The organism is Kitasatospora sp. NPDC028961 (genome assembly GCF_055564815.1).
The window spans coordinates 71,131-87,221 of sequence record NZ_JBVHVO010000012.1 but is presented as its reverse complement, the minus strand read 5'-3'; the positions used below and the strand labels follow the sequence as shown (position 1 = coordinate 87,221).

Annotated in this window: 12 protein-coding genes; 3 read left to right on the top strand and 9 right to left on the bottom strand. The window is 73.5% G+C overall.

The window, feature by feature from the left end; all coding sequences use genetic code 11:
- Window positions 1-7 precede the first annotated feature (7 nt).
- The 6 genes from glxA to ACZ4UX_RS21485 all read right to left on the bottom strand — a co-directional run bounded on the left by glxA (window position 8) and on the right by ACZ4UX_RS21485 (window position 8,543).
- The gene (gene glxA / locus ACZ4UX_RS21510) at window positions 8-1,939 is read right to left on the bottom strand and encodes a radical copper oxidase GlxA (protein ID WP_465707836.1); all 1,932 of its coding nucleotides are present in this window, start codon (window positions 1,937-1,939) and stop codon (window positions 8-10) included.
- Window positions 1,940-2,036: 97 nt separating this feature from the next.
- Window positions 2,037-3,938, bottom strand: a complete 1,902-nt coding sequence (locus ACZ4UX_RS21505) for a glycosyltransferase family 2 protein (RefSeq protein ID WP_465707835.1) — start codon at window positions 3,936-3,938, stop codon at window positions 2,037-2,039.
- A 505-nt stretch (window positions 3,939-4,443) separates the two neighbouring features.
- Complete coding sequence (locus ACZ4UX_RS21500; RefSeq protein ID WP_465707834.1) at window positions 4,444-5,217, bottom strand: 3-oxoacid CoA-transferase subunit B; 774 nt, start codon at window positions 5,215-5,217, stop codon at window positions 4,444-4,446.
- Window positions 5,218-5,221: 4 nt separating this feature from the next.
- Window positions 5,222-5,983: a CoA transferase subunit A gene (locus ACZ4UX_RS21495; protein WP_465707833.1), complete on the bottom strand. Its 762-nt coding sequence runs from the start codon at window positions 5,981-5,983 to the stop codon at window positions 5,222-5,224.
- 245 nt (window positions 5,984-6,228) lie between these two features.
- Window positions 6,229-7,506, bottom strand: coding sequence for a polysaccharide deacetylase family protein (locus ACZ4UX_RS21490; protein ID WP_465707832.1), 1,278 nt, complete (start codon window positions 7,504-7,506; stop codon window positions 6,229-6,231).
- A gap of 440 nt (window positions 7,507-7,946) precedes the next feature.
- A complete protein-coding gene (locus ACZ4UX_RS21485; RefSeq protein WP_329487788.1) occupies window positions 7,947-8,543 on the bottom strand; it encodes a DedA family protein in 597 nt (198 codons plus the stop codon).
- A gap of 496 nt (window positions 8,544-9,039) precedes the next feature.
- Here ACZ4UX_RS21485 and ACZ4UX_RS21480 point away from each other — a divergent pair, with 496 nt between their 5' ends.
- Window positions 9,040-10,143: an LLM class flavin-dependent oxidoreductase gene (locus ACZ4UX_RS21480; protein ID WP_329487787.1), complete on the top strand. Its 1,104-nt coding sequence runs from the start codon at window positions 9,040-9,042 to the stop codon at window positions 10,141-10,143.
- A gap of 67 nt (window positions 10,144-10,210) precedes the next feature.
- Here the strand turns inward: ACZ4UX_RS21480 and ACZ4UX_RS21475 are convergent, their stop codons facing one another.
- Window positions 10,211-12,262, bottom strand: coding sequence for a putative bifunctional diguanylate cyclase/phosphodiesterase (locus ACZ4UX_RS21475; RefSeq protein WP_465707831.1), 2,052 nt, complete (start codon window positions 12,260-12,262; stop codon window positions 10,211-10,213).
- A 403-nt stretch (window positions 12,263-12,665) separates the two neighbouring features.
- Window positions 12,666-13,091 carry an OsmC family peroxiredoxin gene (locus tag ACZ4UX_RS21470; protein ID WP_352295645.1) on the bottom strand — a complete coding sequence of 142 codons (426 nt, stop codon included), beginning with the start codon at window positions 13,089-13,091 and terminating at the stop codon, window positions 12,666-12,668.
- Window positions 13,092-13,417: 326 nt separating this feature from the next.
- Between ACZ4UX_RS21470 and ACZ4UX_RS21465 the strand changes: the two genes are divergently transcribed.
- Together ACZ4UX_RS21465 and lepB are read left to right on the top strand one after the other, a co-directional pair.
- Window positions 13,418-13,753, top strand: coding sequence for a chorismate mutase (locus ACZ4UX_RS21465; protein ID WP_329487784.1), 336 nt, complete (start codon window positions 13,418-13,420; stop codon window positions 13,751-13,753).
- 219 nt (window positions 13,754-13,972) lie between these two features.
- Window positions 13,973-14,797 (top strand): signal peptidase I, encoded by an 825-nt coding sequence (gene lepB, locus ACZ4UX_RS21460; protein WP_465707830.1) that lies wholly within the window; start codon window positions 13,973-13,975, stop codon window positions 14,795-14,797.
- On the opposite strand, the gene ACZ4UX_RS21455 is transcribed toward lepB, so the two are convergent.
- On the bottom strand, window positions 14,760-15,854 hold the full coding sequence (locus tag ACZ4UX_RS21455) for an EamA family transporter (RefSeq protein WP_465707829.1): 1,095 nt from the start codon (window positions 15,852-15,854) through the stop codon (window positions 14,760-14,762). The genes lepB and ACZ4UX_RS21455 overlap by 38 nt on opposite strands.
- Window positions 15,855-16,091: the final 237 nt, after the last annotated feature.

The window sequence follows — 16,091 nt, the reverse complement described above, 5'->3', positions numbered from 1 at the left end:
CCGGGGATCAGGCGGTCACCTGGATCCAGCGCGCGACCGAGGGGGTGCCGGCCCGGTCCGTCACGAACAGCATGTACCAGCCGGGCGGCAGCAGATCGGGGTTGCCGGGCAGGGTGAGGGCGACCCCGCCGGCCGAGCGGGCGCCGACGTCCAGGGCCACCGAGCGCTGCTCGACGTCGGTCGCGTGGGTGACCGAACTCGGCCGGACCAGCTTGGCGGTGGCGATGCCCGCCGGGTCCGGGGTGCCCACCGTGAGCGTGCTGCCGAGCTTCGCGCCGGCCGGGGCGTCGGTCACCCGCGGCCGCGCGCCGTGGAACAGGTACGGCGGGGTGTAGATCTCGATCCGCTGCTCGAAGGTGCCCGGTTCGGTGTCGGCCTTGTCCGCGAAGAGCGGGTCGGAGCCGAGGACCACCACCCGGCCGTCGGGCAGCAGCAGTGCCTCCGAGTGGTAGTCGCGTCCGACGGTCGGCTCGGCCGCGGCGCTGAAGGTGTTGGTGTCCGGGTGGTAGACCTGCGACTTGAGCAGGTCGCTGCGGTGCTTGCCGCGGTAGTCGCGGGAGCCGCCGGTGGTGAACACGGTGTCGTTCGGCAGGATCACGCTGTTGAGGTAGCGGGTGCCGCCGGCGGGCAGGTCCGGCCCGGGAGTGAAGGCGGGCTTCGGGGCGGAGAGGTCGGCGATGTCGGTGCGCGCGGTGGAGAGCGGTGACTCGCCGACGCCCCCGCCGCCGAGCAGCATCACCTTCTGCGCCTGGGCGGGTGGCAGCAGGACGGAGGACGAGGTCTCGGTGAGCGCGGGGTCGCGCAGCCCCGGGACGGGCTGGAAGCTGTTGTCCCGCAGGTCCCAGAGCCCCGGGTCGCGGCCCCGGTCCGCCGGACCGTAGCCCGCGTTGGAGCCGGAGTAGAAGAGCTTGCCGGAGGCGGTCAGGAAGATCGACGGGTAGGTCGGGAAGTAGCGGTCGGGCGCCTTCGACCAGGTCTTGCGGCCCGGGTCGTAGATCTCGTTGTCGTTGCCGCCGAGGATCTGCCCGGTGTCGTCCAGCCCGGAGACGGTGACCACCCGCCCGTCGCCCAGCCCGGTGAGCGTCGGGTACCAGCGGGCGTACGCCATGTCGGTGACCTGCTCGTACAGCTCGGTGTCCGGGTTGAACTCGAAGGCGGAGCGGATGCCCTGGAAGTCCTGCTTCTCCAGGGTCAGCCGGTCGGCCATGCCGTAGAGGTTGCGGGCGTCGGCGCCGTCCAGACCCTTGATCGCGTACTGGGCGGGGGAGTCCTCGACGGACCCGGTGCCCGCCGCCACCGCCTCCACGAACACGTGCTGCTCGCCGGCCTTCACCACCGTCCGGTCGCCGGAGCCGGTCTTCGTCGCGGCCGGGACGGTCACCTCGGCGGTGGACAGGTAGGTGTGGCCGCCGGGGCCGGTGAACACCGTGCCCTGGGGGAAGGTGCGGGCCGCGTCCGGGTTCTCGTTGCGCACCCGCATGGTGCCGGCCGCCTTCTTCACGGCGCCGTCCAGCGCCTCGTAGCGCAGGGTGCCGCCGGCCACCAGCAGCCGGCCGTCGGGCAGCGCGGTGTGGCCGCCGCAGAACATGTCCGCCGGGGTCGGGATCCGCCGGTAGGTGTTGGCGGCGGGGTCCCAGAGCAGGCTCTTGAAGGAGCCCGCGTCGAAGCTGCGCCGGTCGTTCCCGGAGCCGGCGATGATCAGCACCTTGCCGGTGCGCAGCAGGCTGGCGTGGACGGCGTTGATCCGGAACCCGGCCGGGAGGACGACGGTCTGCCAGTGGCCGTACTCGGCCTTGTAGGCCGGGCGGTTGATCACGTACTGGTGGTACTGCTCGTGGGCGAAGCCGAGGACGGCCGGCGCGTTCATCCCGGCCACGGTCAGGGCGACCGTGCTGCCGAGGGCGAAGCGCCTCGTCCGGCCGGCGTTGCGGATCCTCACGGTGGGTGGTCCCTCCTACTGCGGCGCGACGACGGGCGGGTTCGACGGGCTGGTTCGACGGGCCGGGGCTGAGCGGCCGGGGGTCAGAGGCCAGGGGTCAGCGGCCGGTGGCGGCGGGTGCCGTGGCCTCGGTGGTCTGCGTGCCGGGGGCGGCCCCGGCACGCTCCCCGGCCCGGGGCTGCCGCGGGACCCTCGGGGCGGCGGAGCCGGTGACCGTGAGCGTGGAGATCGGCCGGGTCCGCCCGCGGCGGACCGCATCGGCGGCCAGCACGAGCATCGGCAGGAGGCTCAGCAGCAGCGCCAGGCAGGCCCAGGTGCGCATGGCGAGGTGGTCGTGGCCGGTGAAGAACGAGGCCGTGACCGCCCCGCCGAACACCAGCGCCCAGAACAGGTGGACGCGGAACGTCGCCACCCGGTCGGGGCTGGCCGAGTGGCCCTTCGGCGTCACCACGAACCGGCTGCGCCGGCGGAGCAGGGCCTGGAGGAGCGAGGCCGCGTAGATCGGCCCGCACAGCGCCGACATCGCCATGCCCGCCACCCCGGACGACCCGGCCGGCTCGTGCGGGCTGACGTTGTGCTTGCGGTTCCAGGTGTAGAGCAGCACCTGGAGGGCGGCCGCGTCGCTGTAGAGCATCATCCAGATCTCCGAGGAGACGTGGACCCCGGAGGCCCCGAAGCCCAGGTAGAGCACGCTCGACACCCCGCCGAGCAGCCAGGTCAGCGCCGCCATCGGGTAGAAGCAGACCATCAGCGTGTAGTTGAGCAGCCGGCCGGGCGACAGCCGCCAGGCGGCCCGCCAGTACTGGGTCAGGAGCGTCTCGTAGGTGCCCCGGCTCCAGCGGAGCTGCTGGGAGAAGAAGTCCGTCCAGGAGGAGGGGCCCTCGCCGACCGCCAGGACGTCCGGGGTGTAGACCGACCGCCAGCGCGCCCCGGTGGCCGGGTTGCGGCGGCGGTGGAACTCCAGTCCGGTCGCCATGTCCTCGGTGATCGAGTCGGACAGCCCGCCGATCGACCGCAGCGCGCCGATCCGCACCGCGTTGTTGGTGCCGACGAACATCGGCGCGCCGTAACGGTTGCCCGCCCGCTGGATCAGCGCGTGGAACAGGAACTGCTGGCTCTCGGAGAACCGGGTGACCGCCGAACCCGAGCTGCGGTAGTTCCCGTACACCTGCGGGCCGACCACGAACGCCACGTCCTCGTCCCGGAAGTACCCCAGCATCCGCTCGCCGAACTCGGGGAGCGGCACGTGGTCGGTGTCCACCGAGAGCCAGAAGTCGTAGGCGGGGCCGTGGGCCTGGAGCCAGCTGTTGTAGTTGCCGTGCTTGCTCCCGGCGCGGAACCGCCCCTCGGGCCGGTTCCAGGGCCCGATCCCGCGCCGGCTGAAGTGCCGCACGCCGAGGTGGGCGCAGAGCGCGCGCATCGCGGGATCGTTCCCCTCGTCGAGCAGCCAGACGTCGTACGGTCCGTCGTGCCGGACGGCGAGCGCGGCGACCAGGGTGGTGCGCACCAGCTCCGGCGGCTCCTTGCCCGGTACGCAGGTGGTGAGGAACGCGACCCGGGTGCCCGGTTCGGGCGTGACCGGCACGGGGTCGCGGGCGACCAGCGTGGCGTGGGTGTTGGAGACGACGTTGACCAGGCGGAACAGCTCGACGACCGCGATGATCGTGACCATCGCCTTGTCGGCGATCAGCAGCCAGGCGTGCGTCTCGCCCGGCCGGACCGGCCAGTGGCCGGGGAGCAGCAGCCAGACCAGCAGCACCGACTCGACCGCCGGGGCGGCCAGCAGGAGCAGCGCGGCCCGGATCCGGTGCGGCTCCCGGCGCAGCAGGCTCCGGTAACGGACGCGGTAGGGGCCGGGGGTGTCGCCGCCGTCGCCCGGGGTGGTGGCCGGACCGGCGAGCCGGCTGAAGTGGGCGTAGTCGTACGGGGCTTCGGGGACGGCCAGGGAAGCACCGGGCGCGCTCTCTTCGCGCGGGCGCCGCGAGAACTGCTTGACCAACTGTGGCTCCCCCCGTGGCCGGCCGCTCGGGCCGGCTCGATCGTGCGTGCTCCGACCGGAGGTGTGCGATCCGATGCCCAGTGGCTGTGCCTGGGCGTCCTGGACGGCCGCTCCCCCCGGAGCCTGGCCTTCGAAGCGGGGCGCCGCCCGGGCGACTGCGGTGTCGCCGGGCGGCTCCCGGGCGGCATCGGTGAAACGTGTACGACCGATCATCGCGCGCGGTCGTCCGGCCACTTCGAAGGCGGGTCCCGGCGCGCTCTCCGGACTCCCTTCCGGGTGCGCGGGACCTTCTGGCTGCCCCAACTCTCCCGGAGGGTTGACGTGATCGCAACCAGTCCTCGAAACGATCATCGCGCGGGGGTGAGGATATGACGATTCCCGGCCATGCGGCCCGAGTTGGTGTGGCGAGGGGATGATTCCTGCCTCGCGTCCGCGGGCTGGTCGGACGGACGAGCGAAGGCCGGACCGCCGTACGGGTGGTCCGGCCTCCGCGCGGGTCCCTCGGTCAGGACGGCGGCAGCAGGGCCGTGCCGGTCGCGGCGCGGACCTCGTCGAACGAGACGCCCGGCGCCGTCTCGACCAGGCGCAGCCCGCCTGGCGTGACGTCGACGACGGCCAGGTCGGTGACGATCCGGTCGACGACACCCCGCCCGGTGGCCGGGAGCGAGAGCTCCTCGACGATCTTCGGGGAACCGTCCCGGGCGGTGTGCTCCATGACCACGATCAGCCGGCGGGCGCCGTGCACGAGATCCATCGCCCCGCCCATGCCCTTGACCATCTTGCCCGGGATCATCCAGTTGGCGAGATCGCCGGCGGCCGAGACCTGCATCGCACCGAGCACCGAGACGTCGATCCGACCGGACCGGACCATGCCGAAGGAGAACGCCGAATCGAAGTACGAGGCGCCGGGGGTGACGGTCACGGTCTCCTTGCCCGCGTTGATCAGATCGGGGTCCTCGGTGCCCTCCAGGGGGTACGGGCCGACGCCGAGGACGCCGTTCTCCGAGTGCAGCACCACCCGCACGCCCGGCGGGAGGTGACCGGGGATCAGGGTCGGCAGGCCGATCCCCAGGTTCACGTACTGGCCGTCCCGGAGCTCCCGCGCGGCCCGCGCGGCGAGCGCGTTCCGGGCGTCGGCAGCGCTCCGGGCGTCCGCGTCGGAAGCGCTCCGGGCGTCCGCGTCGGAAGCGCTCCGGGCGTCCGGGGCGTTCCGGGATTCGGGCGCCCGGCCCGGGGCGGCGACGGACCGCGGGGCGGCGGCGAAGGTCTCGGCGGTCATCGGCTCAGGCCTCCTGCAGCGCGGTGCGGACGGTGCGGCGCTCCACGCGGCGGTCGGCGGGATCGGCGAGGACCAGGCGGTCGACGTACACCCCGGGCAGGTGGACGGCGTCCGGCTCCAGCACGCCCGGTTCGACGATCCGGTCGGCCTCGACCAGCGTGGTCCGGCCGGCCGTGGCGCAGAGCGGGTTGAAGTTGCGGGCGGCGGCGTGGAACACGCAGTTGCCGTGCCGGTCCGCGACCTCGGCGCGGACCAGCGCGAAGTCGGCGGTGACGGCCTCCTCCAGCAGGTAGCGGCGCCCGCCGAACTCCCTGACCTCCTTCGGCGGCGAGGCCAGCGCCACCGAACCGTCCGCGCCGTAGCGCCAGGGCAGCCCGCCCTCCTCGACCTGGGTGCCGACCCCGGCCGGGGTGAAGAACGCGGGGATGCCCGCGCCCCCGGCACGCAGCCGTTCGGCGAGGGTGCCCTGCGGGGTCAGCTCCACCTCCAGCTCGCCGGAGAGGTACTGCCGGGCGAACTCCCTGTTCTCCCCGACGTAGGAGGAGGTCATCCGGGCGATCCGGCCGGCCCGCAGCAGCAGGCCGAGCCCCCAGTCGTCCACCCCGCAGTTGTTGGAGACGACGTGCAGGCCGGTGGCGTGGGTGGCGGCCAGGGCGCCGATCAGGGTGCTGGGGATGCCGCAGAGGCCGAAGCCGCCGACGGCCAGCACCGCTCCGTCGGGGATGTCCCCGACCGCTTCGGCGGCGGAGTCCAGGACCTTGTCCACAGGGTCACCTCGTGAGGGGGGAGGGGGCGGAGGAACGCCCCACCACCGTCCCCGAGCGCGGGGCACGGCGACCATGTCGCCCGGCCCCACGCCGGTGCGCGGACACATGGCCGGCGCCCACACCCGACACGCCCACACCCGACACGCCCACACCCGACACGCCCACACCCGGCACGCCCGCGCCCCGGGCGTCCGCGTACCGCGCCCGCGCCCCGGGCGTCCGCCCGCCGCGCCTCAGGAGTCGGTCACCCGGCGGCGCCGAGGAAGGTCCCCCACCCGCCGGCCGGCGCCTGCCCGACGTTCAGCGAGCGCAGCTTGCGGATGGTGGACTGGTCCTGGACCTCCAGCCACTCGACCAGCTGGCGGAAGGAGACCAGCCGGACCTCCGGCTTGCCGGCGATGGTCTTGAGCGTCTCCTCGACGGCGTCCATGTAGATCCCGCCGTTCCACTGCTCGAAGTGGTTGCCGATGAAGAAGGGCGCGCGGTTGCCGTTGTAGGCCCGGTCGAACCCGGCCAGGTAGGAGTCCCGGGCCTGGGAGCGCCAGTCGTCGTACTTCGCCGGGTCGCCCTTGGTGCTGCCGGCCGACTGGTTGGCGAGGATGTTGTAGTCCATCGAGAGCACCTGGAACGAGTGCCCGGGGAACGGGATGCTCTGCAGCGGGAAGTCCCAGACCTTGCCGTCCTGCACCTTCTGCGGCCATATCTGAAGGCCGCCGGAGGAGCTGGCGTCGTACTTCCACCCCAGGGCGGCCGCGGTCGGCAACAGGGCCTTCTGCCCCTCCAGGCACGGGGTGCGCCCGCCGATGAGCTCCTTCTTGTAGTCGAAGGGGAGCGGGTCGACGTCGGTGAAGCCGGTGTTGGTGCGCCACTGGGTCACGAAGGAGACCGCCTGGTCGATCTCGCTCTGCCAGTCCTCGGGCGTCCACTTGTTGACGCCGTTGCCGTCCGAACGAGTCGAGCAGAAGTGCCCGTTGAAGTGGGTGCCGATCTCGTGGCCGGCCAGCCAGGCCTGGCTGATCAGCTTGATCGTGCTCTTCACCGCGCCGTCCGAGAGGTACGGGATGTCGGACGCGCCGACCGAGTGCTTCGGCGGGTGGTACAGATCGGCCTTGCCCTTGGGGAGGGTGTAGATCCCGGAGAGGAAGAAGGTCATGGCGGCCTTGTGTTCCTCGGCCAGCTTCAGGAAGCGGGGGAACTGGTTGTCGTCGGTGCCGCCGGCGCCGTCCCAGGAGAAGACCACGAACTGCGGCGGCCGCTCGCCGGGCTTGAGCTTCTCCGGCTTGGGCTGGTTCGGCTGGGGGCCGGTGTCGGAGGTGGAGCCGTCCCCGATCGGCGTGCCCTTCGCACCCCCCTTGGTCGGCGTACCCGTCGCCGTCGGCCCGCCGGTGCCGGTGCCGGCGCCGCCGGGGGCGGAGGAACTCGATCCTGAACCCGATCCGCTGCTGGAACACGCCGCCGCCGCCCCGAGCGCGACGGTCGCGGCGGTGGCGCTGAGCACGGTCCTGCGCGAGATGCTGGTCATGGTCTCCCCTGGGTGCCGCCGGCCGGGTCGAAGGGCGCCAGTGGGCCGCACCGGTCATATCGGGCAATAGATATGTAATACGCCGTTAGCATGTCATGTGGACGCGGAAGGCATCAAGGAAGAAGAAGCCCCCGAGGTCCAACAACAGTCAACACGCCTACCCGGCACCGACCGGCTGCAACGGTCGGCCTTCTGTTGCGGTCCTGTGACGTTTTGCACGGTCTTGGGCGATCGGCTCCCGCTGGGGGCGGGCGAGCGGTCCTCCGCGCGCGACCGGAACCGCGAACTCCGGTACGCCGCGGGGCCCGGCGCCGCAGGGGCGGAGGCCGGAGTGAGAGCTGGGCCGGAGGCCGCACGGGCGCGGCACCGCGCGTCGACGACGCCGCGGTGCCGTAGGAGTCCTCGACGCGGTTCCGCGCCCACGCCGGTGCGGCGCGGCGTCAGGTGACGACGAGCCGGCGGTTGCGCCGCACGATCCGGGCGATCGCGGTGCTGATCACGGTCGCGGCGGCGCAGGAGACCGCGAGGCTCAGCCAGGCGGTGTCGAACCAGTGGCTGTTGAGCCAGCCCAGCGTGACGATGTAGGCGGCCCAGACCAGGGCGGCCAGGGCCGACCAGCGCAGGAAGCGGTACGGCTCGGCGGGGGAGTGCCCGATGGCCAGGTCCAGCACGGTCCGGCCGGCCGGCACGAACCGCGCGACCACCACCATGGCGGCCGCGGCCCCGGTGGTGCGCCCGTCCAGCGCCTGCTGGACCCGGGCCACGCTGGCCGCCAGCTGCGGCCGGTGTTCGAGCCGTCGCTGCAGCGAGGGGGCGCCCCGGCGGGCCAGCCGGAGCAGCAGGAGGTCTCCCAGGAAGGAGGCGATCGCCACCCCGAACCCCAGTACCACCGGAGCGCCGTCTATCTGGGCCGTCTTGAGCACGGCCAGGATGACCAGCGTCCCGCTGGGGATGAAGGGGAGAAAGGCGTCGCCGAGTACGGCGCAGAGAGCCAGGGCGCAGATCCATGAGGATCCGATCACCGTCGCGATGTCCAAGTCAGGTACTCCCTCCAGGCTGCCCGGGGGAGCAGATGGCTGCAGGGGACAACGCTAGCGCCTCGACTTTTCATGCCATGAAGCACCCCGGCTGTGCTCGGCCTCACACGACGCGAGCCCCTGGAGCGGGGTGCCGTTCCAGGGGCTCGCGGGGATCGATCGGTGCTGGTCCAGCCCGACGACCTTGCAGGTGGGAGTGGATCCCGTTGGGTGATCCGCTCTGCGTCCTAGCCTGCCGGACGCCGCCCGCCCGTCGCGAGCCCTGCGGCTGGCGACTTCCCGCGCTGGCGTGAAGTCGCCACACGTGTTCGCGCGCTGGCTCTGAGTCAGCCGAACGGTCGGTAGGCGGGTGGTCGCACGGTGGAGCGGGGGAGCGGGAACACCCGGCCCGGCGGCGTGGTTGACCCCCCTTGGCAGTGGCGGGGCCGCGGACGAGGTGCGCGGCCGTCCCAGACGCCACACGGACACCGGCAGGACGGCCAGGAGGGCGGACGGCATGACCACCGACGACCAGCAGGAGCGCGGGCCCGGACCGCGGAGCCACGCGGCGATCCGGGGCACCGCCCGGGGCTCGGCGCCCGCGCCGCTCTCCATCCTGGACCTGGCCACCGTGGGCGCCGGCTACACCCCGGCCGAGGCGCTGGCCTCGACCACGGCCCTGGCCCGCAGCGCCGAGGAGTGGGGCTACCACCGGTTCTGGGTCGCCGAGCACCACGGCATGCCGGGCGTCGCCAGCTCGACGCCCGCCGTCCTGCTCGCCCACCTCGGGGCCCACACCACGACGCTGCGGCTCGGGTCCGGCGGCGTGATGCTGCCCAACCACGCGCCGCTGGGGATCGCGGAGCAGTTCGGCCTCCTGGAGGCGCTGCACCCCGGCCGGATCGACCTCGGGCTCGGCCGCGCCCCCGGCACCGACCCCGCGACCGCCCGGGCGCTGCGGCGCGGCCTCGCCGAGGGGGCCGACGACTTCCCCCAGCAGCTCTCCGAGCTGACCCACTTCCTGGACGGCGACTTCCCGGACGGCCACCCCTACGCCCGGCTCGCGGCCGTCCCCCGGAGTGCCGGCCGGCCGCCGATCTGGCTGCTCGGCTCCTCCGGCTTCAGCGCCCAGCTGGCCGGCCGGCTCGGTCTGCCGTTCGCCTTCGCCCACCACTTCAGCAGCACCAACACCATCCCGGCCCTCGACCTCTACCGGTCGTCGTTCCGCCCCTCGGCCGTGCTCGCCGAGCCGTACGCGCTGATCGGGGTGAACGCGGTCGCGGCCGACGACCGGGAGGCCGCCCGCAGGCTCGCGCGCTCCTCGGCGCTCGGCATGCTGCGCCTGCGCCGGGGGAACCCGGGCCCGATCCCCACCCCCGAGGAGGCCGAGAGCTACCCGTACAGCCCGGTGGAGGCCGACTTCGTGGACGACTGGCTGGGCAACGTCGTCCTCGGCTCGCCCGGCGAGGTCGCCGACGGGCTGGAGTCGCTGCGCAAGCGGACGGGGGTGGACGAGCTGATGGTCACCTCGCACATCCACGGCCACGAGGCCAGGCACCGCTCGTACGGGCTGATCGCCCGGGCCTACGGGCTCACCGGCGAGGCGGCCGCCGGCGCCTGAGCCCATCCGGCGGGTCCGGTTCCCGGCCCGGCCGCGCCCCCGACCAGAGGGCGCGGCCGGGCCGTCGTCACGGCGTGGCCGGCCGCGGGCGGCGCTCGCGGAGTATCGCGGCGACGTGCTCCGCCTCACCGGGCTTGGCGAAGTACCAGCCCTGCGCGGTGTCGCAGCCGGTGAGCCGCAGCCGTTCGGCCTGCGCCGCGCTCTCGATCCCCTCGGCGGTCACGGTCAGCCCGAGCGTGTGGGCCAACTGCACCATGGCGCCGACGATCTGCTCGTCGGCGTCGCTCCGGCGCGAGCCGGCCCCGGGGAGGCCGGTGCGGCCGGCCGGGTCCGGGTCGCGGAAGCCCTCGATGAAGGTGCCGTCCAGTTTCAGGACGTGCACCGGCAGCCGGGAGAGGTAGGCGAGGTTGGAGTAGCCGGTGCCGAAGTCGTCGATGGCGATCCGGACGCCCATGTCGGCGAGGGCCTGCAGGGACTGCAGCGGCCGTCCGCCGGGGCCGAGCAACGCGCTCTCGGTGATCTCCAGTTGCAGGAGCCGGGCCGGCAGGCCGGAGCTCTCCAGGGCCCGGGCCACGTCGGCGACCACGTCGGAGTCCCAGATCTGACGGGCGGCCAGGTTGACGCTCACGAAGGTCTCGTTGTCCGGGAACTCCGTGAGCCAGCGCCGGGCTTGGCGGCAGGACTCCTCCAGCACCCAGGTGCCCAGCGGCACGATCGCGCCGGACTCCTCGGCGAGCGGGATGAAGCGGTCGGGCGAGAGCGTCCCGTAGCGCGGGTGGCGCCAGCGGACCAGGGCCTCGGCACCGTGCACGGCGCCGTCGGCGAGGCCGACGAGCGGCTGGTACTCGACGGTGAACTCGCCGCGCTCCAGGGCCGGACGGAGCGCGGTGGCGAGCAGCTGACGGGTCAGCTGGTGGGCGCCCCGGTCCGGGTCGTAGAGGGTCCAGCGGGCCCGGCCGTCGGCCTTCGACCAGTACAGCGTGGAGTCGGCGTCCTTGACCAGGTCGGCGGGCGTGGTCTCGTGCACCGACCGCTCGACGACGCCCACGCTGGCGGTGACCGCCAGCCGGTGCCCGGCCACGTCGAAGGGGCGTTCCAGCGCTTCGAGGAGCCGGGTGGCCAGTTCGGTGAGCTGCTCGCTGCCCCGGCTGTCGGCCACCAGGACGGCGAACTCGTCGCCGCCCATCCGGGCGACCAGGTGGGAGCTGTGGTCGGAGACGCCGTGCCGGAGCCGGGCGGCGACCGCGATCAGCAACTGGTCGCCGATGTGGTGGCCGAGGGTCTCGTTGATCGCGGCGAAGCCGTCGAGGTCCAGGTAGCAGACCCCGACCCGACGGCCGTCCGGCCGGTCCGCCGCCGTCTCCGCGGTCTCCGGCGCGGTGATCCCGGCCGTGAGGCAGGCCGCGTCGAGCCGGTCGAAGAAGAAGGTCCGGTTGGGGAGCCGGGTCAGCGGGTCGTGCAGCGCCTGGTACTCCAGGCGGTCGCCGAGCCGGCGCTGTTCGGTGATGTCCTCGACCATGGCGAGCGTGTACTGCGGGCTGCCGGCGCCGTCCCGGATCAGGGAGATGGTCACCTTGCTCCACACCGTGCGGCCCTCGCGGTGCTTGAGCTGCTTCTCCACCCGGACGCGTTCGCGGTCACCGCGGACCAGCTCGGGGAAGAGCCGGTCGGGCATGCCCTCCGGGTCGATGATGTCGTGGATGTGGGTGTGGACCAGGTCGACGACCCCGCAGCCGACCAGGGTGGCGAAGGCCGGGTTGACCTCGATGATCCGGTCGTCGGGGTCGAGCAGGGCCATGCCGATCCCGGCGTCGCAGAAGGCGGCCCGGAACCGGGACTCGCTGGCGCTCAGCGCGGCCAGCAGGCGGTCGGTGCTCCCGGGCGTGGGAGCGGGGGCGGGATCCGCCGGGTCGGCGGGCCGGTGCGTTCCGTCGGCGAGCGGGGCCGAGCAGGTGGGGCAGCGGGCGGCGCCCGGCGCATCGTCGGCGCCCGGCCGACGTCCTGACCCCGCGTCGGGCGCGCCGTCCGACGCGGCACCGGGTGCCCGGTCGGTGCCCTGGGCCGGGCGGAGGTTCGGAAAGCTGAGGTGGCGGTGCTGTTGCGGTTGTTCGTGCCGCACGCTTGGGTGTGCGTCGGCCCCCTCGTTCTGGCCCGGCACGGCATGCTCCCGTCCGCTGCTGACGCTTGATGCTGGTCAGGCCGGTCACCTGGAACTGCGGCGGCCGGCTCCCGCGCCCTGTCGAGGTCCTCACGGTCCGGTGCGCAACGCTCGCTGTGGAGCGTTCGCGTGGGGGATCCGCGTGAAGAACAGGGCGCTGCGGCCGATCATAGGACGCGGCGGCAACACGCGGTGACCGCCGCCAGGGTGATTTGCCTGCTTTCACGGCATCTGAGGTGGTACATGCAGACGCCCCCGGTACACATCACATGATGTGCGCCAGGGGCGTGTGCTCCACAAGTGCGCCCCGGGCGCTTGTCGAGCGCTGGGAGCGCGCCGCCGGGGAGCGGCGGGCGGCGGTGCGTCAGGCCAGCGTGGCCGTCAGGGTGATGGTCGTCCCGGTCAGGGCCTGGCTCACCGGGCAGTTCGCCTTGGCGTCCTCGGCGGCCTTCACGAAGCCCGCCTCGTCGAGGCCGGGCACCTCGCCGACGACGGTCAGGTGGATGCCGGTGATGCCGGTGCCGGGCTGGAAGGTGACGTCCGCCTTGGTCTGCAGCTTGGTGGGAGGGTTGCCCGCGCCGGTGAGGCCGTGCGAAAGGGCCATCGAGAAGCACGCGGAGTGCGCGCCCGCGATGAGCTCCTCCGGGCTGGTCTTGCCGTTCGGCGTCTCGGCGCGCGCCGGCCAGGAAACCGGGAACTCGCCGATGCCGGACGAGTCGAAGGTCACCAGACCCTTGCCGTCGAGCAGGCTGCCGTCCCATTCGGTGTGCGCGGTGCGAGTGGTTGCCACGATCGGTACCTCCATTACTGGGGGACTGCCGTCCCGTCACTTCCGGTCATGCCGCGCACCAGCCTACGGGCAGGCCGGGGGCCGATCACGGGTAACGCTCCAGGGCGCCGCACCCGAGGGCGGCCGGTCCGCCCGCCGGCCGGCAACGGCCCTGGCCGGGCGGCCGATCCGCGGTCCGGCCACCGGTCCGGGCGGCGTCCGGATCGTGGACGGCTGAGCCAAATGGTGCGGATGCGCGGCGAGTGCCCTGTTAGATTTGCCCGGGCCCGAGCCCCGGCCGACGGACGGTCGGGTGCCCACCCCCAGAGAGCCGCGGAGCCGCCCCGATGACGGATCACCCCACGACCCCCGAGACCGGACCGTCCGACGGGATCGACGACGCCGTCCGGGCCGAGCTGACCAGCCTGCGCGAGAGCATCGACAACATCGACGCCGCGGTGGTCCACATGCTGGCGGAGCGGTTCAAGGCGACCCAGCGGGTCGGCCGGCTCAAGGCCGAGCACAAGCTGCCCCCGGCCGATCCGGCGCGGGAGCGCGACCAGATCCGCCGCCTGCGGGAGCTGGCGGCCGGCGCCCACCTGGACCCGGTGTTCGCGGAGAAGTTCCTCACCTTCATCATCGCCGAGGTCATCCGCCACCACGAGGCCATCGCCCGCGCCTGACCGCACCGGCTCGCGCCGGCCCGCGCTTCCTCGCGTTCCTTCGTGTCCCTCCGCTCTTCCTCACGTTCCGGCCCCCGCGCCGGGCCGCGTCCCGGGGGCCGGCCGGCCCCCGGCGGGACGGGTCCGCGATGTCTGGCACGGGTAAAAGCGCGATTTCGCGTGGCTTCCCCGGTGGCGTAGCGTGCAGGTTCCCCCAGCCGGAGAGGTGGAGCAGCGACGATGGCGGTGAACCTGCCCGAAACGCACGGCGATGCCGGGAGCGCTCAGGCCCCGGCCGCCGGCCCCGGACGCGGCGCCGACGGTGCTCCCGGTGGCCGGGCGGAAGCCCGCCGGGCGCGGTCGCGCAAGGCGTCGAGGGGCGGCAAGGGGCCCAGGAGCTCGAAGGCCCGCCGGTCCGGGCGCCGCCCGCGGCCCTGGTGGATCGAGATCCCGGTGATGGCCGCGGTCGGGCTGCTGGTCGCGCTGCTGATCAAGACCTGCCTGTTCCAGGTGTTCATGATCCCGTCCGGGTCCATGGAGAACACCCTGCGGATCGGCGACCGGGTCGGCGTGAACAAGCTCGCTCCGCTCACCGGCTGGGAGCCGGAGCCGGGCCAGCCGGTGGTGTTCAAGGACCCGGGCGACTGGCTGCCGCCCCAGCCGACCGACGGGAACCCGGTCACCCGGGCCGTGGGCTCGGTGCTGGGCTTCGTCGGCCTGGTGCCGCCGAAGGACGACAACTACCTGGTCAAGCGGGTCATCGCGACCGGCGGCCAGACCGTGCAGTGCTCCGGCACCACGCTGACGGTCGACGGGGCGAAGGTGGACGAGCCCTACCTCCACCCCGGCGACGACTCCTGCGCGGGGCTGGACTTCGGCCCGGTGACCGTGCCCCAGGGGTACGTCTGGGTGGAGGGCGACCACCGGAGCGACTCCGCCGACTCGCGCTACCACCAGCGGGGCCCGGGCGGCGGCGCCGTACCGGTGGACAACGTGGTCGGGCCGGTGTCGGCCGTCGTGTGGCCGCTCAGTCACCTCGACTGGTTCGGCTGGGTCGGCCGCTGACCGCGGCGGCTCCCCGCTCCCCGTCGTCCGGGGCCCCGGCGGCCCGCGCCAGGCGCTCGCCGAGCGCCGTCGCCCCCGCCCCCGTCAGGTCGTCCGTCGGTGCCGCGACCTCCGTCGGTGCCGCGGCGGGGGACGGCTTGCTCGCCTGGGCCGCGAACGCGCCCGCCAACACCAGCAGGCCGCCGGCCGTCTGGGGCAGGCCCAGGTGCTCGCCGAGCAGGATCCAGGCCAGCACGGTGGCGACGACCGCCTCCAGGTTGGCCACCACCCCGGCGACCGGCGGCGACAGGCGCCGGACGGAGACCACGCCGGTCAGGTAGGCGAGCACGGTCGCGACCAGGACCATCCAGGCGGCCGGGAGCAGTGCGGGCAGCGAGTGCCCGTTCATCACGACCTGCCCGCCGAGCAGCCCCCAGTCGGCCTCCCAGGGGCGGGTGAGGACGGTGAGCACGACCGCGCCGATCAGCAGCCCGAAGGCGCTGACGGCGATCGGGTCGACCGGGCGGTCGCCCCGGCTGCCGGCGTCGGCCAGCACGAAGTAGCCGACCTGGCAGCAGGCCGCCCCGAGCGCGAAGAGCACGCCCAGCGCGTCGAAGCCCAGGCCGTTCCAGACCTCCACCACGCAGGCCAGACCGGCCACGGCCACCCCGGCGCCGACGGCGGCGCCCCGGCTGATCGGCTTGCGCTGGACGAACTTCACGTAGCCGATGAGCAGCGGCGGTCCGAGGTACTCGATCAACAGGGCGACGCCGACCGGGATCCGGGAGATCGCCGCGAAGTAGCAGGCCTGGACGCCGGCGACGGCGAGCAGCCCGAAGCCGATCAGCAGGCCGGGCCGGCGGAGCACGGCGGCCCGGTGGCGGTAGGCCAGCGGGAGCAGGACGACGGCGGCGCCGGTCACCCGGAGCCAGACCACGTGCAGCGGTGAGAGTCCCGCCTCGATCAGCGGTTTGGCGGCGGTGCCGGAGCCGCCGAAGGCGAACGCGGAGACCAGGGCGAGGGAGAGGCCGAGAGTTCTGCCCGGAGCGTGGCCGGTCAGGGGCTTTGAGCTGTGCACCGAGGCATTGTGACAGTCATACCGCCGATTCGGTAAGGCGCCATTTCGTCATTTGGTCCTGCACTGAACTGTGCGCAGTGGCGGGGTCCGCCACGGTGGCCGCCCCGACCGCGGGAACGCGGAACGGGCCCGGGGGGGGGGGGGGGGGGTTTTTTTTTTGCGCTCTTTGCCGAAAAGCCCCCTACATTTCCACTCCGCTGCCCGTCTATCTCTGGACCCCCGAGGCTCCCCTCTCCC